The following is a 23,166-nucleotide window of genomic DNA, read 5'->3' as shown; positions in this document are numbered from 1 at the left end:
CAGGCGACCCCTTGAAGAATGGCGCGCAATTTGAGAATGGCTAGCCCATGACGGACCACACACAGGATATCGCCCTCATCACCGGGGCATCGCGCGGACTCGGGGCGGCTCTGGCGGAGGCGCTCGCACCGCGGTTTCACATCGTTGCCGTGGGGCGCACGACGGGCGCGCTCGAAGAGCTCGACGACCGGATCAAGGCCAAGGGCGGCAGCGCCACGCTCGCGCCGATGGATATCGCCGATGCGGCGGCCATGGCGACGCTCTGCCGCGGAATCCATGACCGCTGGGGCAAGGTGGATCTCTGGGCCCACGCTGCGATCCATGCCGCTCCCCTCGCCCCGGCGCAGCATCTCGACGAGAAGGACTGGCAACGCTCGCAGGCGGTCAATGCCGATGCGACGCAGCGCCTGATCGTCTATCTCGCGCCGCTCCTGGGGGCCGAGGGGCGGGCGGTGTTCTTTGACGATCCGCGCGCCGGAGAGAGCTTTTTCGGCAATTACGGCGCGACCAAGGCGGCGCAGATGGCGCTCGCGCGCAGCTGGCAGTCGGAGAGCCGGCGCACGGGCCCGCGCGTCGACATCCTCGCGCCCAAGCCGATGCCTACGGCGACGCGGGCGCGGTTTCACCCCGGCGAGAACCGTGACGCGCTGGCCGATCCGCGCGATGAGGCGGCGCGGATACTGGCCGAATTGGGGCTCTGAGGCTCGATTACAGCGCGGCGAAGAGATCGATGAGATAGCCCTCCGGGTCGGCCACGGTGGCGTAGCGCTGGCCCCAGGGCGCATCGAACGGCGCGGCTTCGACCCGGTGCCCGGCCTCCGCGAGCGCGGCCACGCGGGCATCCACCTCGGACGGCGCGGCGCAAAGCAAGGCGAACTGCGCGTGGTTGGCGGGCCGGGGCGCGGCGCCGATGAGCCCTTCGGCCAGATCCGCCGCATCGATCATCAGCCGCGGGCCCGCGCCGCCGAGCTGGGCCTCAACGTGCTTGTCCTGCGCCGTCCAGGGCGCAAAGGAAAAGCCCAAACGCTCATAGAACGCCACGCTCGCGCCCATATCGCGCGCGGTCACACCGACCGCATCCAGTACCATCCCGCTCATCGTCGCCCCTTTCGCGCTGTGGTCGCGCCCGTTAGAGCCCGGATCAGTGCCATTGGGCAACAGATACCGGCCAAGCGGCCCGATATTGCCCGCGCGCGCCGGGCCCGGCTTGCCCGCCACCGGCCGCTCGCCTATGGAACAGAGCAATCGAGATGAGCCAAACCCCAAGCCCCGGAGCTTCGAGCGACGCCATGCGCATCCTCATCACCAACGACGACGGCATCAACGCGCCGGGCCTACAGGTCCTCGACGCGATTGCACACGAGATCGCGGGGCCCGGGGGCGAGGTCTGGACCGTGGCGCCGGCCTTCGAGCAATCGGGCGTGGCCCATTGCATCAGCTACACCAAGCCCACGATGATCACCGAGATCGCGCCGCGCGTTTTTGCCGCCGAGGGCAGCCCGGCCGATTGCGTGCTCGCGGGGATCCACGATGTCTTTGACGACGTGGCGCCGGATCTGGTGCTCTCGGGGGTCAACCGGGGCAACAACTCGGCGGAAAACGCGCTCTATTCCGGCACGCTTGGGGGCGCGATGGAGGGGGCGCTTCAGGGCTGCCGCGCAATCGCGCTGAGCCAGTATTACGGCCCGGACCTGCAAGGTCTCGAAGACCCGTTCGAGACCGCGCGCAAGCACGGGGCCGAAACGGTCCGGCGGCTTCTGGCGCAGGATCTGTGGACGGGCGGGAGCGATTACCGGCTGTTTTACAACGTGAATTTTCCGCCCGTCGCGGCGGCCGATGTCAAGGGGCTGCGCGTCGTGGCACAGGGGTATCGCGGCCATGGGCGCTTTGGCGTGACGGCGACGCTGTCTCCCGCCACCCGGCGTTTCCTGTGGATCGTGGGCGGCTCGCAGCAGGAGTGCTCGGGGCCGGACACCGACGCCTCGGTCAATCTTGAGGGCTACATTTCCGTCACGCCAATGCGCGCGGACCTCACCGCGCATGACATGCTCGATGCGCTCCGGGGACTCGAATGAGGGGCCGGTCACGATGAGCGCCGAGGCGGAACAGAAGATGCAGTTCCTCTTTGCCCTGCGCTCGCGCGGGGTGACGGATGAGGCGGTGCTCAAGGCGATGGAGCGGATCGACCGCGGCGCCTTTGTGCGCGGGGTTTTTGCCGAAAGGGCCTATGAGGACATGCCCCTGCCCATCGCTTGCGGGCAGACCATCAGCCAGCCGTCGGTCGTGGGGCTCATGACCCAGGCGCTCAAGATCTCGCCCCGCGACAAGGTTCTGGAGGTGGGAACCGGGTCGGGCTACCAGGCGGCGATCCTGAGCCAGCTGGCGCGGCGGGTCTATACCGTTGACCGGCACCGGCGGCTGGCGCAATCGGCGCAGGCGATTTTCACCGAGCTGGGCCTGTCGACCATCATCACCATGACCGCCGACGGCTCGCACGGTTTGCCCGAACAGGCGCCATTTGATCGCATCCTCGTGACCGCGGCGGCCGAAGACCCGCCGGGCCCGCTCTTGGCCCAGCTCAAGATTGGCGGTATCATGATCCTGCCGGTGGGCCAGTCCGACACGGTGCAGACGCTGATCCGGGTCACGCGGACCGGCGAGACAAGCTATGACTACGACGAGCTCCGGCAGGTGCGTTTCGTGCCCCTGCTGGAAGGGCTGGGACAAGACTGACCGGCCGAAATGCGGCAACCCCCGGGCAACAGGGGCGGATTTGAGGGAAGCAGGATGGTCGAGGCGGTAGTGACCAAGGCGGTCGATGTGCGGAAGATGGCGTCGCCCTTTGCAGGGCGTTCAGGCGCGCGGTGGGCCGTGCCGGTGCTGGCGCTGCTGGCGGGGTGTTCGGAGCCGGTCGATCTGGACATCCGCGACACGTTCGGCACGACCCTGGACACCAGCGCCGCCGTGCAGACGGCCGTTGGCACGCGGCCCGAGCCGGATGCGCGCGGCGTGATTTCCTATCCCAACTATCAGGTCGCGGTGGCGCGGGGAGGCGATACCCTGGCCACGCTGGCCGCGCGGGTCGGCGTCGATGCGCAGGAGCTGGCGCAGCACAACGGCATCCAGACCGGAGACACGTTGCGCGACGGCGAGGTGATCGTGCTCAAGGGGCGCGTGCCCGAGGCGTCGGAGGATGTCACGGTGATCGCGGGGCGCGCGATCGATGAGGCCGAGGTCCAGACCACGCCCCTGCCCGCCGCCCCGGCCGCCGAAGCCCCAGAGCCGCTGCGCCACAAGGTGGTGCGCGGGGAGACGGCCTTCACCGTTTCGCGGCTTTACGGCGTGTCGGTGCGGGCGCTGGCAGAGTGGAACGGGCTGGATGCGAATTACACGATCAAGGAAGGGCAGTACCTGCTCATTCCGGTGGCGGGCCAGACCCCGCCGGAGCGCACGGCCGCCGCCGGCGCAGTGACCGGCCCCGGAGCGGGGTCGCCCACCCCGACCCCGCCGAGCGCCTCGACCCCCCTGCCCGCGGACGACACAACACCGGTTGCGGCCGCGCCGGCCACCCCGGCGCCGACCCCCGCGCCCGTGGCAAGCGACGGGCGCCTCGGCTACCCGGTCAACGGCAGCATCATTCGCGAATACGCCAAGGGCCGCAACGACGGCATCGACATCGCGGCCCCCGCCGGGACCGCGGTAAAGGCCGCCGAAGCGGGCAGCGTGGCGGCGATCACGCGCAACACCGAGAACGTGCCGATCGTGGTGCTGCGCCACGACGACGGGTTGCTGACGGTCTATGCCAATGTGGGCGACCTCAGCGTGGAGAAGGGCGATACGGTCCGGCGCGGCGAGCAGATTGCCACGGTGCGGTCGGGCGAGCCGTCCTTTGTGCATTTCGAAGTCCGACAGGGGTTCGAGAGTGTTGACCCGGTGCCGTATCTGAACTGACCGGAGGGGGCGCTGCCCCCGTCCGCCTTTGGCGGCCTCCCCCGGAGTATTTCCCGAAGAGAAGAAGCTAGAGGGCGCGGCGCCAGAATTGGAGCGCGTGGGCGGTCTCTTCGGTTTGGCCGAGGTCTTTCCAGTGGAAAGTTGCGATGGCGCCGGGGAGCGGGGCGTAGCCGCGTTTGCGCCAGAAGGGATCGAGCGTCCGGTGGGGCGCGGGGCGCGCGGGGTGGGAATCCGGGCGGATCACAGCGCAGAAGGCGGCATGGGTGAAGCCGTGTGCGCGGGCGTGGGCTTCGCGGGCGTCGAAGAAGGCGTGGCCGATGCCTTGGCCGCGATAGGCGGGCAGGAGCACGCTTTCGGCGCAGTAAAAGGTTTGATCGAGCGGGACGTGGTGATCGGCGAGGGCCGTGGCAAACTCCTCGGCGTGGTCCTGCATCGGGGTGCCGGTGGCGGCGCCGACGAGCGCGGGCCCGTCAAAGGCGCCGACGACTATGGCGCGGGGGCTGTCCCGGTAGGCGGCGAGGTAGGCGCGCTCGTAGTCCGGATCGCCATCGTAGAGGTAGGGCCAGTCGCGGAAGACCGCGAGGCGCAGGCGGGCGACGTCGTCCAGCGCAGCGTCGAGGGCCGGGCCGGTGAGGGCGCGGATCTCCATCAGGAGACCTGCCGGATCCAGTCGGCCAGGTTGTAGTAGGTCACGACGCGGGTGATCTTGCCGCCTTCGAGCGAAAAGAAGGACCCGGCGGGGAGGCGGTAGCTCTGGCCGCGCGCTTCGGGCAGGCCGGCGTCGGTGGCGAGGTAGGTTCCGTTGACGATGAATTCGGCGGCGCCGCGGGTTGCATCCTCGTTGAGGAACAGCGTGAGGTCGGTGAGCTCTTCGCGGTAGCATCGGGACATGTGGGCGCAGAAGTCGCGGAAAGCGGCTTTGCCGTGGCGGATCTGGCCCTCGTTGACGTGGTGGGCGACGTCCTCGGCGAGGCAGTCGAGCATCGCGTCGGTGTCGCCCCGGTTGAAGGCGTCGAAATAGGTCTGGAGGATCATGCGGAGGTCCTTTTGGCGCCGAAGCGGTCTTGTTGCCGGTCGGCGAACTGGTTGCGGGCCTGACGGCTGGCGGAGGGCTTGTCGTGGCGGCTTTGGCCGATGGGGGTCGGATCGAGGGTCGACCGGTATTCCACCGGAAGCGGGCAGCCCCGGGTGAGGGCGAGTGCGCGGCGCTGGCGTGCCGGGGAGAGGGGGACGGCGAGATCGAAGCTGTCCAGCTCTTCGCCCCCTTTGGCGCGCTCATCAAAGCAGCGCGTGCCGTCGCGGATCAACTCGACACTGTTCTCGGCGCAGACCGCAAAGGCGAGCCCGTCGATTTGGAGGTCGTTCTCGACGCCAACTGAGAGCGCGGAGATTGTGCGGCCGGCGCGCTTTTTCAGGATACCTTCGGCCATGGACGAGCGTAGCACGTTGTGATCGCAGCAGAAAAGCACCGATTTCAAATCATGCTGCCCCATGCGGCTAGCCCCCGAAATGCAGCACGCAGATGAGGGTGAAGAGGCGGCGGGCGGTGGCGTCATCCACCTCGGCCTTGCCGTCGAGCCGTTCCTTGAGGATGCGTGCGCCCTCGTCGTGGATGCCGCGGCGGGCCATGTCGATGGTCTCGATCTGGGATGGGGGCAGGCGTTTGACCGCGTCGAAATAGCTCTCGCAGATCTGGATGTAATCCTTCACCACCTGGCGGAAAGGGGTGAGCGAGAGGTGGAACTCGGCCTGCGGCTCGGCCGCCGTGCTGCGGACCGCGAAGACAAGGCGCTTGTCGCGGATTGCCAGATCGAGGTGAAACGGCCCGGGTGCGACATCGCCTCCCTCGCGCGGGGGCAGGGAAAAGCTGTTCTCTTCGAGCAGATCGAAAATCGCAACGCGGCGCTCCTGCTCGATCTCCGGCGTGGGCGGCGGGAGATTTGCGTCATCGAGCGTGATGTCTGTCAGGCGGGTCATGCGGCACCGGAGGGGAATGATTTGCATTCTGAGTAGCGGATGGGCCGGTCCGGGGCAATTGCACCTAACGGTTTAGCTTGCGCAGCCGGGCGGTCACGGACAGGCCGTGCGCCTGAAGCCCCTCGGCGGCGGCGAGGGTCTCGGCGGCGGGGCCTATGGCGCGGAGCGCGTCCGGGGTCATCCGGGCCAGCGTCGTTCGCTTGAGAAAATCCATGACCGACAGGCCCGAGGAGAAACGCGCGGAGCGGGCCGTGGGCAGCACGTGGTTGGGCCCGCCGACGTAATCGCCGATGGCTTCGGGCGTGTACTGGCCAAGGAAGATCGCGCCTGCGTGGGTGATCTGATCGGCCAGCGCGTCGGGATCAGCGACGCAAAGCTCGAGGTGTTCGGGCGCGATCCGGTTGGAGAGCGCGGCGGCGGTCTCGAGGTCGGGGACGGTGATGACCGCGCCGAAATCCGCCCAGCTCTTGCCCGCGATGGCGCGGCGATCGAGCACCTTCAGCTGGGCCTCCACCTCGGCCACGACGGCTGCGCCGAAGGCGGCATCGGTGGTGATCAGGATCGACTGGGCGCTCTCATCGTGTTCGGCCTGCGACAGCAGGTCCAGCGCGATGAATTCCGGATCGTTTGCCGCGTCCGCGATCACGAGGATCTCTGAAGGCCCCGCGATCATGTCGATGCCCACCTTGCCGAACACCCGGCGCTTGGCGGCCGCGACGAAAGCGTTGCCCGGCCCGGTGATCTTGTCAACGGGCGCGATGGTTTTGGTGCCGTAGGCGAGCGCGGCGATGGCTTGCGCGCCGCCGATGCGGTAGATCTCGTCCACCCCGGCAAGCCGGGCCGCGAGCAGGACGAGCGGGTTGGCCAACCCGTCCGGCGTCGGCACGGCGATGGCGAGACGGCCGACGCCCGCGACCTTGGCCGGGAGCGCGTTCATCAGCACCGAGGACGGGTAGGACGCAAGGCCGCCGGGCACGTAGAGCCCCGCCGCATCCACCGGCCCCCACCGCCAGCCGAGCGTCGCGCCGGCCGCATCGGTCCAGCTTTCATCGCTCGGCATCTGGCGCAAGTGGTAGGCGCGGATGCGTTCGGCCGCGATCTCCAGAGCATCGCGCTCTTCGGGGGGCACCTCGGCGCAAAGCGCGTCAATCTCGCCCGGCGTGAAGGCCAGCGTCTCGGGCGTCAGGCTCAGCCGGTCAAACCGCGCGGTGAGCTCGATGAGCGCCGCATCGCCCCGCGCGCGCACATCGGCGATGATCTCCGCCACCGCGGCATCCACATCCGGGCTGTCCTCGCGCTTGGCGCTCAGGAGGGCCGAAAAGGCGGTTTCGAAGTCCGGGGCGGTACTGTCGAGGATCTGGGGCATGGGGCTTCCGGCGGGTTGTGTACACCGGCGACATATCGCGGCTTGCGGTCAGGGCTCAAGCCCCCCTATTGAACGCGGCTTGAGGCCCCCTGCCCTTCGCCCCGGTCCCGCCTATTTCTGAACCCGGATTTTGCTCGTCTTGGAAATGATCGCATAGTTGCTCGACCCGTTGGGGGCGGCGCTCGTCACTTTGCATGTCGCGGGCACGCCGGCGAGATCGTTGATCAGATTTTTGGACGACACCAGGTTGATGAAGCGCAAATCGCGCAGGATCGCCTTGCCGTCCCGCTGAACCTCGCTGACCCGCAAGAGTTCGCGGTTGAACTTCATGCCGTAGCGCCCCGTCCCCGTCCCGGTCGCGGCGCCGCAGACCTTGAGCTTGCCGCCTTGTTCCATGACCGTCCACCGGACAAAGAACCGCCCGCCGCCCGTCCAGCTCACGCCCACGCCCTCCCAAGTCTTCCCGACCGGGATTTCGGCATCCTGAGCGGTGGCAGGGGAAGCGGCCAGCGCGAGCGCCAGCCCGAGGGCGTAAAGGAATTTCATGAGGCCAAGTCCTTTGAGGTCAATAACTGAAGTGACCCTATTCAGCGTCACTTCAGCCGTCAACCGGGCTCACACCTCGTGGTGCGGCGCCTTCCCCGAAGGCGCGCTGTAGGGCCGAGTCACGTCGCGCAGCCGCACGTCAAGCGCCTCGACCTCCGCCCGGATCGCTCCATCGCCCGCCAGCGTCAGCAGCACCGCGCCGGTCCCGTCCTCACCCGCTTCGAAGCTCAGGGAGAGCAGCGACAGGATCGTGTCGTGATCGTTGCGGTCGACCCCCTGGCTCGACACCCGCTCGACTTCGGAAATCACCAGCACCGATCGCACCCGCTCCGGCGCGGCCCGCGCGCCGCGCGGATCCTCCCAGCGGAACCGGTTGATCAGAAAGGCCAGCTGCCGCTCGCGGACGAGCCAGCGCATTTCGGTAATCGGGAAGACGGCGTCCTGCACGAGACTGGACAGGATCTCGAGATCCGACACGTCGAGCGCGCCGAGGTTGATCGGCGTCTCACCGCCGTCTTCGAAACGGGCATCGTTGCTCATGCGTCGTGTATCCGTTCGATCTTGGCGCCCACGCCGGAGAATTTGCGCACGACCTGCTCATAGCCGCGGTCGAGGTGATAGACCCGGCTGACCAAGGTTTCCCCCTCGGCCGCGAGACCGGCCAGAATAAGCGAGACAGAGGCGCGCAGATCGGTGGCCATCACCGGCGCACCCTTGAGCCGGTCCACCCCGGTGACCTTGGCCACGCCGCCGTGCACGTCGATTTTCGCACCCATCCGAATGAGCTCGGGCGCATGCATGAACCGGTTCTCGAAGATGGTTTCTTCGAGCACGGCCGTGCCCTCGGCGGTGCACATCATCGCCATCATCTGCGCCTGCAGGTCAGTGGGAAAGCCCGGGAACGGCGCGGTGGTCACATCGACCGCCCGGACCGGCCCATTACCGCGCGTGACGCTGAGGCCGGTCGCCGTTTCGGCGATCTCGATCCCGGCCTCTTCCATCTTGTCGGCCAGCGCCGCCACCAGATACCGCTCGCCGCCCAGAAGCTCGACAGACCCGCCCGCGATCGCTGGCGCGATCATGTAGGTCCCGAGTTCGATCCGGTCGGCGATGACGCGGTGGGTCGTGCCGTGCAGCCGATCAACGCCGCGGATCACCATCTGGGACGTGCCCGCGCCTTCGATATCGGCGCCCATCGCCATCAGACAATGCGCCAGAGCCACCGCATCGGGCTCCTGCGCCACGTTCTTCAGAACCGTCGTCCCCTTGGCGAGCACCGCCGCGCAGAGCGCGTTCTCCGTGGCCCCGACCGAGACGAAGGGAAACTCGATCTCCGTCCCCTTCAGCCCATTGCGGGCGTGGGCGTGAACATAGCCTTCCTTAAGCTCGATCTCGGCTCCGAGCGCCTCGAGCGCGCTGAGGTGAAGATCCACCTTGCGCGCCCCGATCGCGCAGCCCCCAGGAAGCGAAACAACAGCCTCACCAAACCGCCCGATCATCGGCCCGAGCACGTTGAAGGAGGCGCGCAGCTTGCGCACGATATCGTAATGCGCCGTGAGGTTGTCGATCTTGGCGGCGCTCAGCATCATCGCCTGCCCACCCTGAACCAGTGCCACCTCGCAGCCAAGGCTTTCGAGCAGCTCCGAGAGCGTCTTCACATCCGACAGACGCGGCACATTGGTCAGCGTCAACGGCTCCTCGGTGAGAAGCGCCGCGCACATAAGCTTGAGACAGGTATTCTTGGCCCCCGCAATCGGGATTTGCCCCGAAAGCGCGCCATTGCCTGTCACCAGAATCGAATCCATACCCTGCTACCCTCTATCCTCGCGCGGATCTTTCTCCGCCGGGTCCTGATCCGCCACGGCGCGCCCGCGCGCCTGCGCCTTGCGCCGCGCCAGATTCGCCTTGAGCGCCGCCTTGAGCCTGTCCTCGCGGCTCGCACCCGGCCCGGTCCCCTGTTTGTTGTCGGATTTTTCACTCATCTTCTTCTCTCTAACCCAGCCGCCAGACCCCGTCCAGATTGCCCTTGCACCCTGCTGCGTTTGCTCTTAAAGACCCGCCCACGGCGCTGCTGTAGCTCAGAGGTAGAGCACTCCCTTGGTAAGGGAGAGGTCGAGAGTTCAATTCTCTCCAGCAGCACCATGATTTCCCAAAAAAGCACAGATACTTGCGCGAAATCAGCGAATTCCATGTATCGACTCCTACACAGGAGTCCTACACAGTGACCTTAATCATGCCCCGTCCCGTGAAAGACCCGAAGAGCGGAATTTACTACATCCGCGTGCGAGTTCCCGCAGACCTTGTGGGGATATTCGGTCGTGCTGAGGTGTCAAAATCGCTTAGGACGCGCGAACCTGCCGAAGCGAAAGAGCGGTTTGCCGTCGAGTATGCGGCGATACAAAAGCGCTGGGCCGCGCTACGAGCGATGCCTGAGCCGCTCCCCTTGAAGCAGATCGTTGGCTTGGCAGGTCAAGTCTATCAGCGCCTCATGGCGAGCTTGGACATTGAACCCGGTGAACCTACAGTCTGGGAGCAGGTCAGCCGCTTGAATGCGCAGGCGGCCGACAACGACGAGGCGCTCGAGCAATGGTATGGCCCGACGGTCGACGAACTTCTTATCGAAGAAGGTATTGCAACGGACCCGTCGAGCCGAACACGCCTGCTGAAAGCAGTCCAGCGCGCATGGGAACAAGCGACGGAACAACAGCACAAGCGGTCTCAGGGCGACTTCTCACGTGACCCCTACGCCAATCGGTTCCCAGAATGGTCCCCCGAGAAGAATCCCTCAGAACTATCTTCCGGGCCAACACTTTCAGACCTGTTCGACAGGTGGAAGAAAGATCACCTTGCCAACGGAAAATCCGAAAACACGGTCAAGGACTTCCGACAGAAGCTGGAAGCCCTGAAAGACTACCTGGGGCATGAAGATGTAGATCGCATCGCCCCGCGAGAAATCTCCGAATGGACAGATCATCTGCGGCACGAACAGGGCCTCACCCCCAAGACGGTCAGCGGAAAATACCTGGCTGCGGTCAAAACCGTGTTCCGGCTGGCCCGTTCTAAATTCCTGATAGAGAGTGACCCTGCGCAAAGCGTCAGCGTAAAAATTCCCCCGAAGGTCAAATCACGGTCGTCTGGCTTCACCGAAGCAGAGGCAAAGCGCGTCTTGTCCGCCGCAAACAAAGTGTTCGAGCAGCCATCGAACATGGCGCATCATAACAAGCTGGCATGCCGTTGGGTGCCTTGGATATGCGCCTACACAGGAGCGAGAGCGGGCGAAATAACGCAACTGCGTAAGGAAGACCTGACCGTTGTAGACGGCATTCCGCAATTTACAATCACGCCGGAAGCCGGAAGCGTAAAGGCGGGTATGTATAGGAACGTTCCGGTCCATCCTCACTTACAAAAGATTGGCCTTCTGGACTTCATCAGTGACGCGAAGAGCGGATATCTGTTCCACTCTGGGCCATCATCAACCCCGGCAGAGGCAGCAAAACGCTCAGGCAACGCGAGAGACAAGATCGCCGTCTGGGTGAGGGATAGCGCCGGAATCACCGATGAGCGCATCCAGCCAAACCATGCGTGGCGACACAGGTTTAAGACAGTAGGCCGTAATTCGGATATCGCCCCAGAATACCTCGGAGCCATCCAAGGCCATGCCGGTCGCACCGCTGGGGAAGACTACGGTGAATATCCGGTCGAAACGTTATACCGCGAAATTTGCAAGCTTCCGCGCATTCAAGTGCCTTGAGATGTTCGGAAGGCAACCAAGCGACAGAGCACAAAAGGCTCGCCCTGTTTTTCCCTGCGCAACTGAACGAAACTCACAAAGGAGCTAAGGACTTTCAGTCCATGGACTCCGACATCGTGTTAACGACAAGCTGCGGGAGGCGGGGCACCTCCAGAGGTCCGTCAAGGCTTCCTTAGGCACGCTAGTCAGGTCATCGCCGAAAGTGTATATGGCGGGCGCGAAGCTAGTCTGATCGAGTTCCAGAAATGGGCCATCAATACGGGTCTCTGACACGGCAGCGGACGCAGAGCCCAAGAACCTTGCAAGCTAGTCTCCAGATTTGGAGTAAATCAATTCGGCAACATCTGGCACGGCGCCATCCGCATACTTTTGCTTCAGGAGATTAAGTCCTTCGTTGATCAAGTATTCGACCTGTCGATACGGGTTTTGCTCATCTGGATACATGGCTTCAACGAAGGCGCGAATCGTGCGATCTGAGTCATCAAAAGTCCCAACATTCCACTTGGTGTTTGAACCTTCGGCCACGCCGCGACCGACTTCACAGTCAACTGCATATGCCATTGCAAACTTGGCAGCGTCTGCGTCCGTTTGAAAATGCCCTGATTCTGCCAATGCGTTCAGAATGGTCTCATTGGAAGGGGCTACTCCGATAGTCTTCTTGTCTGCTTTTGGCTCTTGCATGACGACTTACCTATTGGCTCTCAAGAACAGTATGGCGGGCTGACTTTCGCACGAGTTTCCACTCCGCAATCAATCTTTGCTTTAGTGTCTCACGTGCATTTTCGGGAGGCATCTCGCCTTCGTAAACCAATAACACAACTTGGTCCGCCATTTCTGGAAGTGTTTTCAGCACATTTTGCCGGTGACCAGCGTCCAAGCGTCCAAATGGCGAGTCGATGAAAATTGGACCTCTTAGAGGTGCGTTGTTTTGAAGTGCTGCGACCAAGGACATAGCAACTACATGCTCAGCCCCGGCTGAACGAACCGGGATAGGACTTCCATCTTTGTGCATGATGGTTAAGCCGTAGGTGTCGTTGATACGCAGGCCAGCATAGTCTGGCTCCGTGGTCATTTGTCTAAAGAACTCGCTGGCATCGTCTTCTACGCACTGTCGCAATTCATTTCTGTAAGTATCAACAGACTCACAGAAAAGATCATATAAATCGCGCGAAATATCCCGTCGGCGTTGTTCATCGGTTATACCGCCACCAGAGATCTTCTCGAGTTTTAATTGAAGTTTTTGTCTATAGCTTTCGTTCTCAGCCAGCTTGTCCTGAGTTGCCTCTATTCCGCCCTTGAGTGCGGTAATCTCTCCAACTGTAGATTCATACTTTCTTATCAAATCTCGAATTTCGGACTCCGCATCGCTTGTAATCTTAGATACGACATCATCAAGTTCTATAGACTGTTCATAGAGTTGATCTTCCAAGCCGTCATACTTTTGCCAAAGCAATTCCAAGATCTGCGGGCTCGACACTTTCAATTGTTTGTTGATTGCATGAAGACGTTGACGCACGTTGGAAAGCTCCTCGGATATGTCACCAGTTTCGGCGTCATGTCCAACCAGTTGTTTCTTAAGCGCTTCCAACGCCTTGGGGCCAATTTCCTGCATGCATGTTGGGCAGTTATCAGAAGCTCCACTAGCAAGATCGTTAAGGACTTTTGAACGGGTAACAACTGCCTGGAAATCAGTTTCACGAGATCGAAGCTGGTCGGCGAGTGTGGCCAACCGTTCATGGATAAGAGAAGACCACCCCGTAGCCATAGCCTTCTGCAAATCTTCAATCGCTTCCCTTTTTTGATCCTCCAATCGGGCAATTTCCCCTTTGATCCTATCACGATCTTTCATCAGAGAGTCCATTCGCGCATTACGGCGCATCCCCTCTTCAACTTCCAGTTGTTGCGCTTTAAGTTCCTCGAGATCCTCCTTTTGACGAAGTATATCCGAGTTGTATTCTGCTTTTTCCTCATTCAAACGCACTAATTCCGAACCAAATTCAGCTGTCTGTTTGTCGTTCTGGGCAGCCTTCGCCACGGCACGTTCAGCTCGCTCAAGAGCCTCTTTGGCGCTCTGACGAGAACCTGTAAGTATTGGCAAGCCGAGAATTCGCTCAATCGCTTGGCTGATTTTTTCCCCGGTATCAGTATCTTGATGAAGTAGGTCTTCGTATTCTTGCAGCAGTTCGCCATCAAACAGGAAGAACCGCGAAATCTGCTCGGGCAAGATCTTCCCTAGTTCCCGCCTGGCTTCTTCGGGAGGCAATATGTGGCCTCCCCTTTCTAAGTAGTATTGCGCTGTGTATTCAACCTCGTCCTGCTCGTCTAAAGCCATGGCCTTAGGCACGCCAGTTCGAGTAAGTCGATAATGTGTCCCTGCGTATCTAAGCTCAAGTTGCACTTCAAACTCATTTTCGCCTGCGGCTCGCGCTTCTAGATTGACCAAAGCATGAAATGGAACGGGGCGTCGCCCTCGTCCTACAACTTTTCCAAACAATGCAAAGCGGATTGCGTTGAGTAGAGTAGTTTTTCCTCGCATATTTTCGCCGTAAAAGACGAGAATTCCGGGTGCCTTCGGAAAATTGATCCGCTGCTCGCCCTTGAAGGCACCGAAGTTCTTGAGAGTAAGGGACTCAATAGCAAGCATCAATTGACCCCTTTAGCGTAAGCAGCAACAAGCTCATCGATTTTCGCAGGAAGGCTGTCTGGTAGGTCATGGGCATGTAAACTGAGGAATTCCAAAACCAGCGTCCGGTCTAGATTAGGATACTTCTCGGACCTGATGCGTTCGACCGTGTCTGTCAGGGTTGCTTCATTTCGATGGCTAGAAGACTGGGTCACGTTTCGCCTCTTTATCTATCTCGTTCATTCGGAGGCCTCTGCCTCCTCCTCATCATCTTCAAACCCAACCGTTGTTAGGTCCTCCCAAGCAACACCTGCTTGAGCAGCAATACGCTTCAAGTCGAACACTGCGGCAGGATTTTGAGCATTCGAGCCAAATTCGATTGCTCGTGCAAGCTCTCCCTTGAGAAAAGAGACCTCTGGTTGGTCCTCGTCGTCCGTTTCGGGCAAGACTAAGACATCATGAAGATGTGCGAAGTTTTTCTGCGCGTGCCGACGGAGAACGCGTCCCCGCCGCTGGACGAACTCGCGCGGGTTCTTAGAGGAAGCAAGAATGAGTGCATGCGTCACAGAAGGTATATCCACGCCCTCATCTAAGCAGCGAATGGAAACCACTATCCCGCCCCTCTCGGAGAAGAACTTCAGCGTCTCTTGTTTGTCTCCTTCCATCTCCGAGTGATATTCAAAAACACTCTTTAGTCCGCCGGATTTCGCAGAAGATGTCACTTCATGCATTTGAGACTGGTCGTCGCAATAAACAATCCAACGCTGTCCATCTGAGAAATTCTCTTTCAGGACTTGCGCTGCAAGTTCCGTCTTACCTTCTGCGGATTTTACGATTCGCGCTCGCTGAATGAGGAGATTTTGCAGTTGTCGAGAAAGGTTGACCCCCTCCTCATCACCGCCCGATAGAATCCGCGCATAAACACGTTGAATTCTCTTTGAATAGCTTCTCCATTGATCCCCTTCATCGGATGTAAGGCGGACCGTATGAACGTTGTAGAAGTAGGGGGTTAAGGCTTTAGCGGCTATTGCCTCCTTTAGACCAAAGACTGGGGGCACAATTGGTCCAAAGTAGTCAAAAATTGCTTTCGTCCCAGTCGGGTCCCCAGCCCGTTCTGGTGTTGCGCTGAGCCCTAATCTCGGCCCAACGACGGTTGTGAGAATGTTCTGAGCCTTTGTTGCGCCTAGCCTGTGGACTTCATCGGCTACTAGGAAAATGTGCTCTCCCTGAGAAATCTGGGAAAGAAATTCGCTACCAGAAGCGGTCTGAATGGTGGAAAGGACTGCCCTCGGCGTAGTGTGGTTGGACCTAGTCCATCTTCTTAAGTTATTGTTCTTTCTCCACTTATTGTGCCCTCCACCGCAAACCATTATCGCCAGATTGGAGCCTTCGAAAGTTCCTTTGATCTCCTCGAGCCATTGATCCAACAATAGCTCTCCGGGAACTAGAATTAATGGCACCTCGTTGCGACTAAGCGCGTCACCAATGGCACAAAGGGCGGTGAAGGTTTTGCCTGAGCCTGTCGCATGCTTGAACACACCGCGCCTACCTTGTCGCTCCCATTCATCTAGGGCTTGAATTTGATGCGGGCGCGGCTTCCTGCCACCCATCCGAGATGCGTCTGGTGACCAACGAGCAGCCTCTTCTAGTTCAAGGCAAATTTCATCCACAAGCTCGGGCCAGTGTCCTGCCTCTGCAGACGAGATGATCTTGTTTCTAGCTGTTTCTGGAAAAGGATGCACTTCTACTCCGGGATAGGCATTGTCCCAGAGTTGATCAAAGTAGTTTGCTTCATCCGACACTCTCGCTTGCTCTCCCTCGTCGCGCCAAGAAGCAAAGACGTCTACAGATTCGAGGTTGCCGTCTTGAGAAAGAGCAGGCCAGGTTTCATTCATTGACCCCTTGAAAGCAATTTTGTTCCCCACTTTATCGGTCAGTATCCCGAGCTTGTCGTGAAAAAGCCGCCTAGGTCGGCCTGACAGATCTTTTCCTATCCAAGCGATCTTACAGTCAATTATTCCTTCGGCGACCAGCGACGCCAAAACGACGGCGGGTTTATGAAAGGTGTCGTTATCCAGTAGATCTTGAAAAGACTGGCACAAAGATTGGCTGGTGCTTTCTTCAAGTTTCCTTGAATAACCCTCTCGCAGTGCCTCATGGTCACCTTCGGATAGAATAGGGGAGCAAATAAGCCGCATCTTGCCGCCGTTCTTCGCGAAAGCCTTAAGGCTGCTCCAAGCGATTATGAAGATTGTGCTCGAAAAGAACCCAACGGCACGATCATACGAAACCGACGCTTCTAGGGCAGGCAGGTAGAAATCCTGAGCAAGATCGTCGGCTGGCTTGTGGTATGATCTGCCGAAGTTATAGCTGCTCAAATTCACGCTACTCTTCTCCAATGAGCCTACGTCGGCGAATTTGAACCCTCTTTTCAATGGCCTCCAAGAGACGCGGAGTTGGGCAAGCTATAAGTGTCTCTCGCACTGTTCTGCCGGTGCTGGGCCGCAAGACCCGCTCCTGCTCTACTATTCTACCTGCAGCCGCACGAAACACAGTTTCAGCATTTGCCTGCACGTTCCGTGACCAAGAGAAATCATAATAAAGGTCAGCGTCCCACAGAACAAAGACCTTCTCTTCTGGGCAGAAGCCGCCAAGAAGGACTAGACGGTTCTCGCTACGGTCAAAGTTGCCTCGTTGCCCCCGGCTTTGCCCTGGGACAATTAGCTGAACCTTATGTTCACCGACCGTTCGACCACCCGGTGGGCTTGTTACATTGAAAAGGTAGACTCTGAGACGCTTCGGAAGCGGTAACATGCCGTCGATAAGCAACGGTTTTTTGTTGCAGTCAGAGTGCGTGACCACAAGATCTACAAGCGGCTCGAGAAAGGCGCTGTGTAGTTCAAAGGGAGTCAGTTTTTGGGCAGATCTATTCATTTTTGAAACGGCCTATCCCCGACAGGAACTCGCCAAAATCTAAGCAATCACGCATCATTTTCTTGCGACGCGGAGTCTATCTTTTCCTTTGAGCGTTTTGTGGGCCGCTTCCTGCCTCCGTCTTCAAACAGCTTTATTTCGTTCTCATCCACAGTTTGCGAGCAGGGTGCCGGAATCTGATAAGACATTTTACTGTCCCTTAGAAGCGGTTGAAGTTGTGGCACAAAGCGACCCTTTGCACCCAAAAGATACTCTTCAGACATCTCTACACAAACCCAGCGCCTTTTAAGGTTTTCTGCAACTACTCCAGTTACGCATGAGCCGCCAAACGGGTCCACCACCAGATCACCAGGATTTGTGAGAAAGCGGATAAAATACTCAGGGAGTTGGCTTGGGAATCTTGCGGGGTGAATTGGAATATTTTCGTTTCTACAATGAGCTTGATAACTCCCGTTGGATTCCGTGTTCGCAACCGCAAGTAAGTTTGGCGGAACTGACCCACCGTTGTCACGGTTGAACTTCGTCGAGATATCATGTCCTGATGGTCGGAGCTTCGCCTTGTATCCATTTTTTAGCAGGCTTTCCATGGACTTGCTGTAAGGTTGAAGGATGCGCTTATTGTTTGCTTTGGGAAATGGCGTTTTCGAGAGCCACCAAATGCTGTTGACAGCGTCTTTGACGCGAACTCGACGAATATTAACCCATTCTGCAGGCGTGGGTAGTTTGGAAGGATTCCACCAGTAATGTTCCTGACAAAGGTGAAAACCAAATTCCTCGACTAACATGACGAGAAGCTTGAAGTGATATAGGCTTCGAGTTGGCTGGCCCGGGACCCATGCTCCACCGATGTCTACTACAAGACTGCCACTATCCTTGAGTATCCGGTGAAAACCTTCGGCAAAGGGCCGAAACCAATCGCAATACTTATCGGCGTCCTCATTTCCGTAGCTTTTTTTTCTAACAAGTCCAAATGGTGGACTGGTTACTATTAAGTCTACGCTGGCAGGTTCGGCAATGTTCAATGCGTAAGCTCGTGAGTCACCCCAAAGAATTTTCCCATACTCAGCTTCATAGAACTTTCTTACAGTTTTGGCTGGGAATTTTTTCTTAAAGTCATTGTTTGTCCCTGGAGGCGGTGAGCTTTGATTGCGAAAATGCAGGTGGCGGACATACTCACTTATGCTATCGAAGCCGCAAGCAGATGCCGCCTTCATGAACTCTGAACGCTCTTCTTCAGTAAGTCTGATGTTTGTGACGCGCGTTCGTGGGTTGCTGGACTTTGGACGAGGCACCTTATTGCTCCTACTGGATCGATGGTGAGCCTACTTGCGATTCTTCTGACACACAAGAAACAGCACTGGTAGTTGTATGTCATTAATGCCAGCAGATCTTCTTGCCAATCCCAGAGTCAAACGTTTGCGCGCCTCCTCTGACAAATCAAGTTACGGAGGCACTTCAGCATCCGGTAGCTGGTCTGCTGCTGACCAAAGCCTCTTCTCCACGTCTCCATCGACCATGCTCGTTCCTCACGCCCGAATTGATTTGGGTCTCGCCCTTGGGTGCAGCCGTAGCGCGAGCATCTCATCTTCGCCAACAAGCTCTTGAGATCATTGCCAATACGCCCTTGGCTATTTTATGGAGGCCGTTTTGTTTCACCGAAAAAATCTGAGCGCCCAAGATAGATAAGACGGTTTGCGCATTCCCCCCCGGCGGGGCAAATCCTGCTTTTTCAACGAAACGGTTTGTTGCCCCCCGATGCGGAACTATGGGTCCCAATTGAAGTCTTCGATCTCTTGCCATGGAACTAGGTTGACTTGGTTCTGCTTGCGGCCTTTGTTTGGTGGCCCTTCCATCCGCACCGACTTCAGTTTGCCCGCCTTGTGCAGCTTGCGGAGATCATCCAAGTCTGCAACGGCGATCTCTGCACGAATTGGCCCCATCTTTTCAAAGTTCTTTAAAACGAACTCTACCTCGGTTCCGTCCTTCCTCATTTTCTTCCGCTTCAATGCTCTTCTCCCTCGATGTGAATGAGTTGAACTTGGTGTGGAGACGAAGGCGGTTCAAGTTCGATTAGGGGCAGGAGAACGTGAACAGAAAGCCGTTGCTCGCAAGGGTATACCTCAAAATACACCTCAAGGGACCGCCCGCTTGGTGTACGCAAGGGTTGCTTTATGCTTTCGGACATCTAAATATACGGTCACCACCCATAGGTACGCCCCAAGAGGAATTCTATGACCACGATTTTCTATGCCCGCGTTTCCACCGCTGATCAGACACTCGACCACCAGGTCGATCAAGCTCGCAAAGCAGGCATTCCGATTGACGAAGTTGTGTCGGACCGTGGGCAGTCTGGCCTCTCGACCGTGCTGGCAGAACGGCCAGAAGGCCGTCGCCTTTACGACAAGCTCCGCCAAGGGGACACTCTCGTAGTTCGCTGGGTAGACCGGTTGGGGCGTAACTATCAGGACGTGACAGACACTATCCGGCACTTCATCCGAACAGGGGTCACCATTAAAACAGTGATCAACTCGATGACCTTTGACGGAACAACGACCGACCCCACCCAACAGGCCGTCCGGGATGCGCTCATTGCCTTCATGGCTGCCACAGCGCAGGCCCAAGCCGAAGCGACTAAGGAGGCTCAACGGGCAGGCATCGAGCACGCTAAAGCCAAAAAACCCGAGGCTTACCGGGGCCGCAAGCCGTCCTACGACCGACAACAGTTGAACCTAGTGCGGGATATGACTGGTACTGGCGCGGGAACGTCCGAAGTCGCGCGCGCGTCAGGACTTAGCCGTCAGACGGTCCTTCGCATCCGCCATGACCTAAACGAAGCCGAAGCGAAGCTCTTCCGCTGGGGAATGTAAACAGGTCATAGGCCCATTTTCGCACATACTAGAAGAATAGAGCTCGAACCGGCAAGGGGAACGACCCACGTACACGGCGAACCTCCCGGCACCTCGATGATTTTCTTCACTCGACGAAGGCGAAGACTGCCGCCGCCAACCAACAAATGACTTCAACCAATGAAAGGCCCTCGCCCTGCCCGCCGGGGGCTTTGCGATTTTTAATACAGAAGAGAAACGACATGCAGAACTCAACCACGCCCAGCGGTGCCCAGCCCGATATGAGCCAGACCCGCACCACTTTACGGATGCTCCAGCCCAGAGAGATCACCAGCGACCCGGAGTTCCTATTTCGGCAAATCGCCACCGATAAGGGTCACGTTCGCGGACTGACCCAAACGCTCCGCAATCTGGGAGAACTCGACCCCGTTCTTGTCTGGCAGGAGGTTGATGTTACCGGCCAGACGACAGATCGCATCGTCCTTCTCGACGGCCATCACCGACTTGCTGCCTACGCCACCGCGAAGCCCCGAGAGAGCGTGCCCGCAGCCATACTACAAGGGGACAGGTCGGTGGCCATGTTGGCTGCCGTTAAGGCGAATTCACGTGAACGATTACCGCTGTCCAAAAGCGAGAGAATGGACGCCGCTTGGAGATTGGTTAGACTTCCCGGCGAACGTCTCAAGGTTAGGGAGATTGCCGGAGCCTCCGGCGTCGGACCCCGTTCCGTAGACAACATGCGACAGAGATGGAAAATGATGGTCGCAGCGGAAAATGAAGCGACCGGGCAATGGTGGCGAGATCGTCAGGATGACTTGCTAGAACGCGAAGACCGTCCCGATATCTCCGATGCAGTGCGACGAGCACAGATAGAGAAGATCGCAACGAGAATTCGCGAGGCCCTCGGGAAGATGCCTTGGCAGAACGAGGAAATTGCCGCCGAGGCGATCCAGTTTGCAGTCGGGGCAATCAAACTGCGGTCGATGGCTGAGTGGCTCTATTTCGCCGATGAGTTGGACGACAACAAAAACGGCTCACTCGGGAGCAACCTTAAAGAACCCGATACTGCCACAGACGACAGCGACTTCTGACTCAGTAAACACGCATTTCATAGGAACGCGCATTCTGCGTGTTTCAAGGGTCCGATACTCCGGCAGGACCACGCACCCAAGTCGCCAGGCGGGCTACCCGAACCCGACTACCCGAACAGAAACCAACCACAACCAATCTGACGAGGAACCGTCGACGACACGTCGCACGGGCCAATACGCATCGTCAGTGACTATCAAGAAAGTTAACCATGAGTACAAAGACGAACGCTGTGCAGAATCCAGATCGTGCACGCCATCCCCAAGTCGAAGTGGGCAAGACCCACATTGAAATTTTCACTGACGGCTCCTGCATTGGAAACCCCGGCCATGGCGGCTGGGGTTCTGTGACTCTCCGCAAAGCATCAACGGGTAAGGTCATCAAGTCCCGAGAAGGAAGCGGCTACGCCTTAAGAACGACGAACAACCGAATGGAACTCATCGCCGTGTGTGTGGCCTTGGAAAATCTCGGCCGGGTCACTGATGAGCCGATCACGGTTTTCACTGACGCAAATCTAATTCCCAACTCCATGAACGGCTGGCTGGCAACATGGAAAGCCAACGACTGGAAGCGAAGCGGCGGCAAGGCCGTCGAAAACCGCGACCTCTGGCAGCGGCTGGAACAAGCTGCATCAGGGCGTCATATTACGTGGAAGTGGGTTAGAGGGCACAACGGCTCTGAGAACAACGAACGAGCTGACCGTCTGGCATACGCCGCTGCGCGTCGGGCCGAAAAGAAACTCTAAATCCTATAGAACAACAATGACAGGACCCCCGGTGGAAACTCTGCCGGGGTCCGCTGAGTCGCTTGTTTCCCTTAACTAGCAACAGTCAAGTGCGCAGGGGCGTAGATCGATTTTTGCTTATTCGAGTGTACAAGGGGATCGCTCAAACTACCAACCGCTGGTCCACTTCCCGGATTAAACCAAAGCTGAGGCCTACACATCACTCCTACACAGCGGTTGCCCTGCTCTAATTTTTATGCTTTAAAATCAACGATAAAGACAGATGTAACTAGAGTTCAATTCTCTCCAGCAGCACCATCTCACACTTTTTTCCGGATAACCCTCCTAACACCTTGAAAGGTAAGGTCGTTTTTGGAGTTCCATACACACCTTCTGGCGTGTAGGTCAGCGGATCAGAGAATGCCAGTCTGAGCACCGTCTGACGGACCGCATAGCTCCCATTTTTGTATATATCCCAAGGCCTTGAGAGAAATCGCAAGGAGAGTTCAATACACTCTTCAAATTTGCCCGCATTTGGCAGCGGTTCAGAGGCCTTCTCAACGAGCAACATCTTCTCCCGTTCGAGCTTTTCGATCTTGGATTCTATGGCCTTGATGACTGTGGCGTTCTTGGTCTCGACCATGCGGTCGATGAGTTCCAACAAGCTCTTGTCAGCAGCCTCGGCCTGACGCTGCCACTCGTCGCGTTCAGCCTGGGCCAGCTCCAAACGGCTGTTCCAGGCATCTTTGAACATCGCGATAGCCAGATCGAGCAGCCGATTGCTTGGCTGTAGGCGCTTGAGGATATCCTCGAAGCCGCCTTCCAGCTTAGCGCGTGCAACCGACTTGCTCTTCTGAGAGCAGCCGCGCGTCATGCAGCGGTAATAGGCGTAATGCTTGTATTTGCCCTTCGACCAAGCGCCGGTCATGTGATTGCCGCACTCGCTACAGGTGACAAACCCGCGCAAGGGGAAGTCTTCGCTGAAGTCAGCGCGCGCAGGTCCGCGCGCACCTTCCTCTAGGGTCAGGACCCATTGATTTCATTGAGGCGTCATGATTCACCGTCCGAAAACAGAGCGGTGACATGTCTGATCTTTTCTGGTTGAGCGACGCGCAGATGGCGCGCCTGGAGCCTTACTTCCCGAAGTCCCACGGCAAGCCACGCGTCGATGATCGTCGTGTTCTGAGCGGGATTATCTTCATCAACCGCAATGGGTTGCGTTGGCGGGATGCTCCGAAGGAATATGGCCCTCACAAGACGCTCTACAATCGTTGGAAGCGCTGGAGCGACAAGGGCATCTTCGCGCAAATGATGGTTGGTTTGGCCGCAGAACAGGTCGAAGAGAAGACCGTTTTGATC

General features: G+C 58.9%; 26 protein-coding genes and 1 tRNA gene. 10 read left to right on the top strand and 17 right to left on the bottom strand.

The features are described from left to right. The first annotated feature begins 47 nt into the window (after window positions 1-47). Window positions 48-701 carry an SDR family NAD(P)-dependent oxidoreductase gene (locus tag BM353_RS00115; RefSeq protein WP_092075395.1) on the top strand — a complete coding sequence of 218 codons (654 nt, stop codon included), beginning with the start codon at window positions 48-50 and terminating at the stop codon, window positions 699-701. 7 nt (window positions 702-708) lie between these two features. Here BM353_RS00115 and BM353_RS00110 read toward each other — a convergent pair whose 3' ends face one another. Beyond that, window positions 709-1,098 (bottom strand): VOC family protein, encoded by a 390-nt coding sequence (locus BM353_RS00110; protein ID WP_245759516.1) that lies wholly within the window; start codon window positions 1,096-1,098, stop codon window positions 709-711. A gap of 191 nt (window positions 1,099-1,289) precedes the next feature. Here BM353_RS00110 and surE point away from each other — a divergent pair, with 191 nt between their 5' ends. The 3 genes from surE to BM353_RS00095 are packed head-to-tail and all read left to right on the top strand — an operon-like array spanning window position 1,290 to window position 3,951. Next, window positions 1,290-2,075 carry a 5'/3'-nucleotidase SurE gene (gene surE / locus BM353_RS00105; RefSeq protein WP_092075393.1) on the top strand — a complete coding sequence of 262 codons (786 nt, stop codon included), beginning with the start codon at window positions 1,290-1,292 and terminating at the stop codon, window positions 2,073-2,075. Window positions 2,076-2,088: 13 nt separating this feature from the next. Continuing rightward, window positions 2,089-2,733: a protein-L-isoaspartate(D-aspartate) O-methyltransferase gene (locus tag BM353_RS00100; RefSeq protein WP_092076410.1), complete on the top strand. Its 645-nt coding sequence runs from the start codon at window positions 2,089-2,091 to the stop codon at window positions 2,731-2,733. 54 nt (window positions 2,734-2,787) lie between these two features. After that, window positions 2,788-3,951 (top strand): peptidoglycan DD-metalloendopeptidase family protein, encoded by a 1,164-nt coding sequence (locus BM353_RS00095; protein ID WP_342742199.1) that lies wholly within the window; start codon window positions 2,788-2,790, stop codon window positions 3,949-3,951. A 67-nt stretch (window positions 3,952-4,018) separates the two neighbouring features. On the opposite strand, the gene BM353_RS00090 is transcribed toward BM353_RS00095, so the two are convergent. The 9 genes from BM353_RS00090 to BM353_RS16800 all read right to left on the bottom strand — a co-directional run bounded on the left by BM353_RS00090 (window position 4,019) and on the right by BM353_RS16800 (window position 9,822). After that, window positions 4,019-4,600 (bottom strand): GNAT family N-acetyltransferase, encoded by a 582-nt coding sequence (locus BM353_RS00090; RefSeq protein ID WP_092075391.1) that lies wholly within the window; start codon window positions 4,598-4,600, stop codon window positions 4,019-4,021. After that, the gene (locus BM353_RS00085; protein ID WP_092075389.1) at window positions 4,600-4,986 is read right to left on the bottom strand and encodes a ketosteroid isomerase-related protein; all 387 of its coding nucleotides are present in this window, start codon (window positions 4,984-4,986) and stop codon (window positions 4,600-4,602) included. The genes BM353_RS00090 and BM353_RS00085 overlap by 1 nt, the downstream gene beginning before the upstream one ends. Next, window positions 4,983-5,381: a low molecular weight phosphatase family protein gene (locus BM353_RS00080; RefSeq protein ID WP_245759515.1), complete on the bottom strand. Its 399-nt coding sequence runs from the start codon at window positions 5,379-5,381 to the stop codon at window positions 4,983-4,985. Before BM353_RS00080 ends, BM353_RS00085 begins: the two co-directional genes overlap by 4 nt. A gap of 67 nt (window positions 5,382-5,448) precedes the next feature. Further along, the gene (locus BM353_RS00075; protein WP_092075385.1) at window positions 5,449-5,928 is read right to left on the bottom strand and encodes a UPF0262 family protein; all 480 of its coding nucleotides are present in this window, start codon (window positions 5,926-5,928) and stop codon (window positions 5,449-5,451) included. Window positions 5,929-5,992: 64 nt separating this feature from the next. Next, on the bottom strand, window positions 5,993-7,294 hold the full coding sequence (gene hisD / locus BM353_RS00070; RefSeq protein WP_092075382.1) for a histidinol dehydrogenase: 1,302 nt from the start codon (window positions 7,292-7,294) through the stop codon (window positions 5,993-5,995). Window positions 7,295-7,405: 111 nt separating this feature from the next. Further along, window positions 7,406-7,840 (bottom strand): hypothetical protein, encoded by a 435-nt coding sequence (locus BM353_RS00065; protein ID WP_092075380.1) that lies wholly within the window; start codon window positions 7,838-7,840, stop codon window positions 7,406-7,408. A gap of 69 nt (window positions 7,841-7,909) precedes the next feature. After that, window positions 7,910-8,380, bottom strand: a complete 471-nt coding sequence (locus tag BM353_RS00060; protein ID WP_092075378.1) for a DUF2948 family protein — start codon at window positions 8,378-8,380, stop codon at window positions 7,910-7,912. Further along, complete coding sequence (murA, locus tag BM353_RS00055) at window positions 8,377-9,645, bottom strand: UDP-N-acetylglucosamine 1-carboxyvinyltransferase (RefSeq protein ID WP_092075376.1); 1,269 nt, start codon at window positions 9,643-9,645, stop codon at window positions 8,377-8,379. Before murA ends, BM353_RS00060 begins: the two co-directional genes overlap by 4 nt. A 6-nt stretch (window positions 9,646-9,651) precedes the next feature. Beyond that, window positions 9,652-9,822 carry a hypothetical protein gene (locus BM353_RS16800; RefSeq protein WP_177220406.1) on the bottom strand — a complete coding sequence of 57 codons (171 nt, stop codon included), beginning with the start codon at window positions 9,820-9,822 and terminating at the stop codon, window positions 9,652-9,654. 85 nt (window positions 9,823-9,907) lie between these two features. On the opposite strand from BM353_RS16800, the gene BM353_RS00050 reads away from it, so the two are divergent. Then, a tRNA-Thr gene (locus BM353_RS00050) sits at window positions 9,908-9,982 on the top strand. Between the two features lie 79 nt (window positions 9,983-10,061). Then, window positions 10,062-11,591: a DUF6538 domain-containing protein gene (locus BM353_RS00045; protein ID WP_092075374.1), complete on the top strand. Its 1,530-nt coding sequence runs from the start codon at window positions 10,062-10,064 to the stop codon at window positions 11,589-11,591. A 306-nt stretch (window positions 11,592-11,897) separates the two neighbouring features. Here BM353_RS00045 and BM353_RS16500 read toward each other — a convergent pair whose 3' ends face one another. The 6 genes from BM353_RS16500 to BM353_RS16495 all read right to left on the bottom strand — a co-directional run bounded on the left by BM353_RS16500 (window position 11,898) and on the right by BM353_RS16495 (window position 19,154). After that, the gene (locus tag BM353_RS16500; protein WP_143104063.1) at window positions 11,898-12,272 is read right to left on the bottom strand and encodes a hypothetical protein; all 375 of its coding nucleotides are present in this window, start codon (window positions 12,270-12,272) and stop codon (window positions 11,898-11,900) included. A gap of 10 nt (window positions 12,273-12,282) precedes the next feature. Continuing rightward, a complete protein-coding gene (locus BM353_RS00040; protein WP_092075373.1) occupies window positions 12,283-14,235 on the bottom strand; it encodes an AAA family ATPase in 1,953 nt (650 codons plus the stop codon). 218 nt (window positions 14,236-14,453) lie between these two features. Then, entirely contained in the window at window positions 14,454-16,613 is a 2,160-nt protein-coding gene (locus BM353_RS00035; RefSeq protein ID WP_092075371.1) for a DEAD/DEAH box helicase family protein, read from the bottom strand. Further along, complete coding sequence (locus BM353_RS17205) at window positions 16,600-17,028, bottom strand: hypothetical protein (RefSeq protein ID WP_425439379.1); 429 nt, start codon at window positions 17,026-17,028, stop codon at window positions 16,600-16,602. Before BM353_RS17205 ends, BM353_RS00035 begins: the two co-directional genes overlap by 14 nt. Window positions 17,029-17,195: 167 nt before the next feature. After that, window positions 17,196-18,362 (bottom strand): DNA-methyltransferase, encoded by a 1,167-nt coding sequence (locus tag BM353_RS00030; RefSeq protein WP_092075369.1) that lies wholly within the window; start codon window positions 18,360-18,362, stop codon window positions 17,196-17,198. A 549-nt stretch (window positions 18,363-18,911) separates the two neighbouring features. Next, window positions 18,912-19,154, bottom strand: coding sequence for a hypothetical protein (locus tag BM353_RS16495; RefSeq protein WP_143104061.1), 243 nt, complete (start codon window positions 19,152-19,154; stop codon window positions 18,912-18,914). 225 nt (window positions 19,155-19,379) lie between these two features. Here BM353_RS16495 and BM353_RS00025 point away from each other — a divergent pair, with 225 nt between their 5' ends. The 3 genes from BM353_RS00025 to rnhA all read left to right on the top strand — a co-directional run bounded on the left by BM353_RS00025 (window position 19,380) and on the right by rnhA (window position 21,828). Continuing rightward, window positions 19,380-20,015 (top strand): recombinase family protein, encoded by a 636-nt coding sequence (locus BM353_RS00025; protein WP_092075367.1) that lies wholly within the window; start codon window positions 19,380-19,382, stop codon window positions 20,013-20,015. 221 nt (window positions 20,016-20,236) lie between these two features. Continuing rightward, entirely contained in the window at window positions 20,237-21,085 is an 849-nt protein-coding gene (locus BM353_RS00020) for a ParB/RepB/Spo0J family partition protein (RefSeq protein WP_177220405.1), read from the top strand. 209 nt (window positions 21,086-21,294) lie between these two features. Further along, the gene (rnhA, locus tag BM353_RS00015; RefSeq protein ID WP_092075363.1) at window positions 21,295-21,828 is read left to right on the top strand and encodes a ribonuclease HI; all 534 of its coding nucleotides are present in this window, start codon (window positions 21,295-21,297) and stop codon (window positions 21,826-21,828) included. A 268-nt stretch (window positions 21,829-22,096) separates the two neighbouring features. Here the strand turns inward: rnhA and BM353_RS00010 are convergent, their stop codons facing one another. Next, on the bottom strand, window positions 22,097-22,774 hold the full coding sequence (locus BM353_RS00010; RefSeq protein WP_281248092.1) for a recombinase zinc ribbon domain-containing protein: 678 nt from the start codon (window positions 22,772-22,774) through the stop codon (window positions 22,097-22,099). Between the two features lie 116 nt (window positions 22,775-22,890). Between BM353_RS00010 and BM353_RS00005 the strand changes: the two genes are divergently transcribed. After that, window positions 22,891-23,166: transposase (locus BM353_RS00005; protein ID WP_143104060.1), on the top strand; the 276-nt coding region annotated here is incomplete at its 3' end.

This window comes from Poseidonocella sedimentorum, assembly GCF_900116005.1.
GTDB classification, from domain to species: Bacteria; Pseudomonadota; Alphaproteobacteria; order Rhodobacterales; family Rhodobacteraceae; genus Poseidonocella; species Poseidonocella sedimentorum.
Note: the sequence above shows the minus strand (reverse complement) of the source record. Positions and strands in the feature narration are given on the sequence as shown.

What these genes read in the sequence shown, in the direction of transcription:
- hisD (WP_092075382.1), bottom strand. Translation starts at nt 7,294, where the DNA reads ATGCCCCAGATCCTCGACAGTACCGCCCCGGACTTCGAAACCGCCTTT.
- BM353_RS00060 (WP_092075378.1), bottom strand. Translation starts at nt 8,380, where the DNA reads ATGAGCAACGATGCCCGTTTCGAAGACGGCGGTGAGACGCCGATCAAC.
- BM353_RS00030 (WP_092075369.1), bottom strand. Translation starts at nt 18,362, where the DNA reads ATGAAGGCGGCATCTGCTTGCGGCTTCGATAGCATAAGTGAGTATGTC.
- BM353_RS00110 (WP_245759516.1), bottom strand. Translation starts at nt 1,098, where the DNA reads ATGAGCGGGATGGTACTGGATGCGGTCGGTGTGACCGCGCGCGATATG.
- BM353_RS00025 (WP_092075367.1), top strand. Translation starts at nt 19,380, where the DNA reads ATGACCACGATTTTCTATGCCCGCGTTTCCACCGCTGATCAGACACTC.
- rnhA (WP_092075363.1), top strand. Translation starts at nt 21,295, where the DNA reads ATGAGTACAAAGACGAACGCTGTGCAGAATCCAGATCGTGCACGCCAT.
- BM353_RS00115 (WP_092075395.1), top strand. Translation starts at nt 48, where the DNA reads ATGACGGACCACACACAGGATATCGCCCTCATCACCGGGGCATCGCGC.
- BM353_RS00020 (WP_177220405.1), top strand. Translation starts at nt 20,237, where the DNA reads ATGCAGAACTCAACCACGCCCAGCGGTGCCCAGCCCGATATGAGCCAG.
- BM353_RS00075 (WP_092075385.1), bottom strand. Translation starts at nt 5,928, where the DNA reads ATGACCCGCCTGACAGACATCACGCTCGATGACGCAAATCTCCCGCCG.
- BM353_RS00090 (WP_092075391.1), bottom strand. Translation starts at nt 4,600, where the DNA reads ATGGAGATCCGCGCCCTCACCGGCCCGGCCCTCGACGCTGCGCTGGAC.
- BM353_RS16500 (WP_143104063.1), bottom strand. Translation starts at nt 12,272, where the DNA reads ATGCAAGAGCCAAAAGCAGACAAGAAGACTATCGGAGTAGCCCCTTCC.
- BM353_RS00040 (WP_092075373.1), bottom strand. Translation starts at nt 14,235, where the DNA reads ATGCTTGCTATTGAGTCCCTTACTCTCAAGAACTTCGGTGCCTTCAAG.
- BM353_RS17205 (WP_425439379.1), bottom strand. Translation starts at nt 17,028, where the DNA reads ATGTTACCGCTTCCGAAGCGTCTCAGAGTCTACCTTTTCAATGTAACA.
- surE (WP_092075393.1), top strand. Translation starts at nt 1,290, where the DNA reads ATGCGCATCCTCATCACCAACGACGACGGCATCAACGCGCCGGGCCTA.
- BM353_RS00100 (WP_092076410.1), top strand. Translation starts at nt 2,089, where the DNA reads ATGAGCGCCGAGGCGGAACAGAAGATGCAGTTCCTCTTTGCCCTGCGC.
- BM353_RS00065 (WP_092075380.1), bottom strand. Translation starts at nt 7,840, where the DNA reads ATGAAATTCCTTTACGCCCTCGGGCTGGCGCTCGCGCTGGCCGCTTCC.
- murA (WP_092075376.1), bottom strand. Translation starts at nt 9,645, where the DNA reads ATGGATTCGATTCTGGTGACAGGCAATGGCGCGCTTTCGGGGCAAATC.
- BM353_RS00085 (WP_092075389.1), bottom strand. Translation starts at nt 4,986, where the DNA reads ATGATCCTCCAGACCTATTTCGACGCCTTCAACCGGGGCGACACCGAC.
- BM353_RS16800 (WP_177220406.1), bottom strand. Translation starts at nt 9,822, where the DNA reads ATGAGTGAAAAATCCGACAACAAACAGGGGACCGGGCCGGGTGCGAGC.
- BM353_RS00095 (WP_342742199.1), top strand. Translation starts at nt 2,788, where the DNA reads ATGGTCGAGGCGGTAGTGACCAAGGCGGTCGATGTGCGGAAGATGGCG.
- BM353_RS00080 (WP_245759515.1), bottom strand. Translation starts at nt 5,381, where the DNA reads ATGGCCGAAGGTATCCTGAAAAAGCGCGCCGGCCGCACAATCTCCGCG.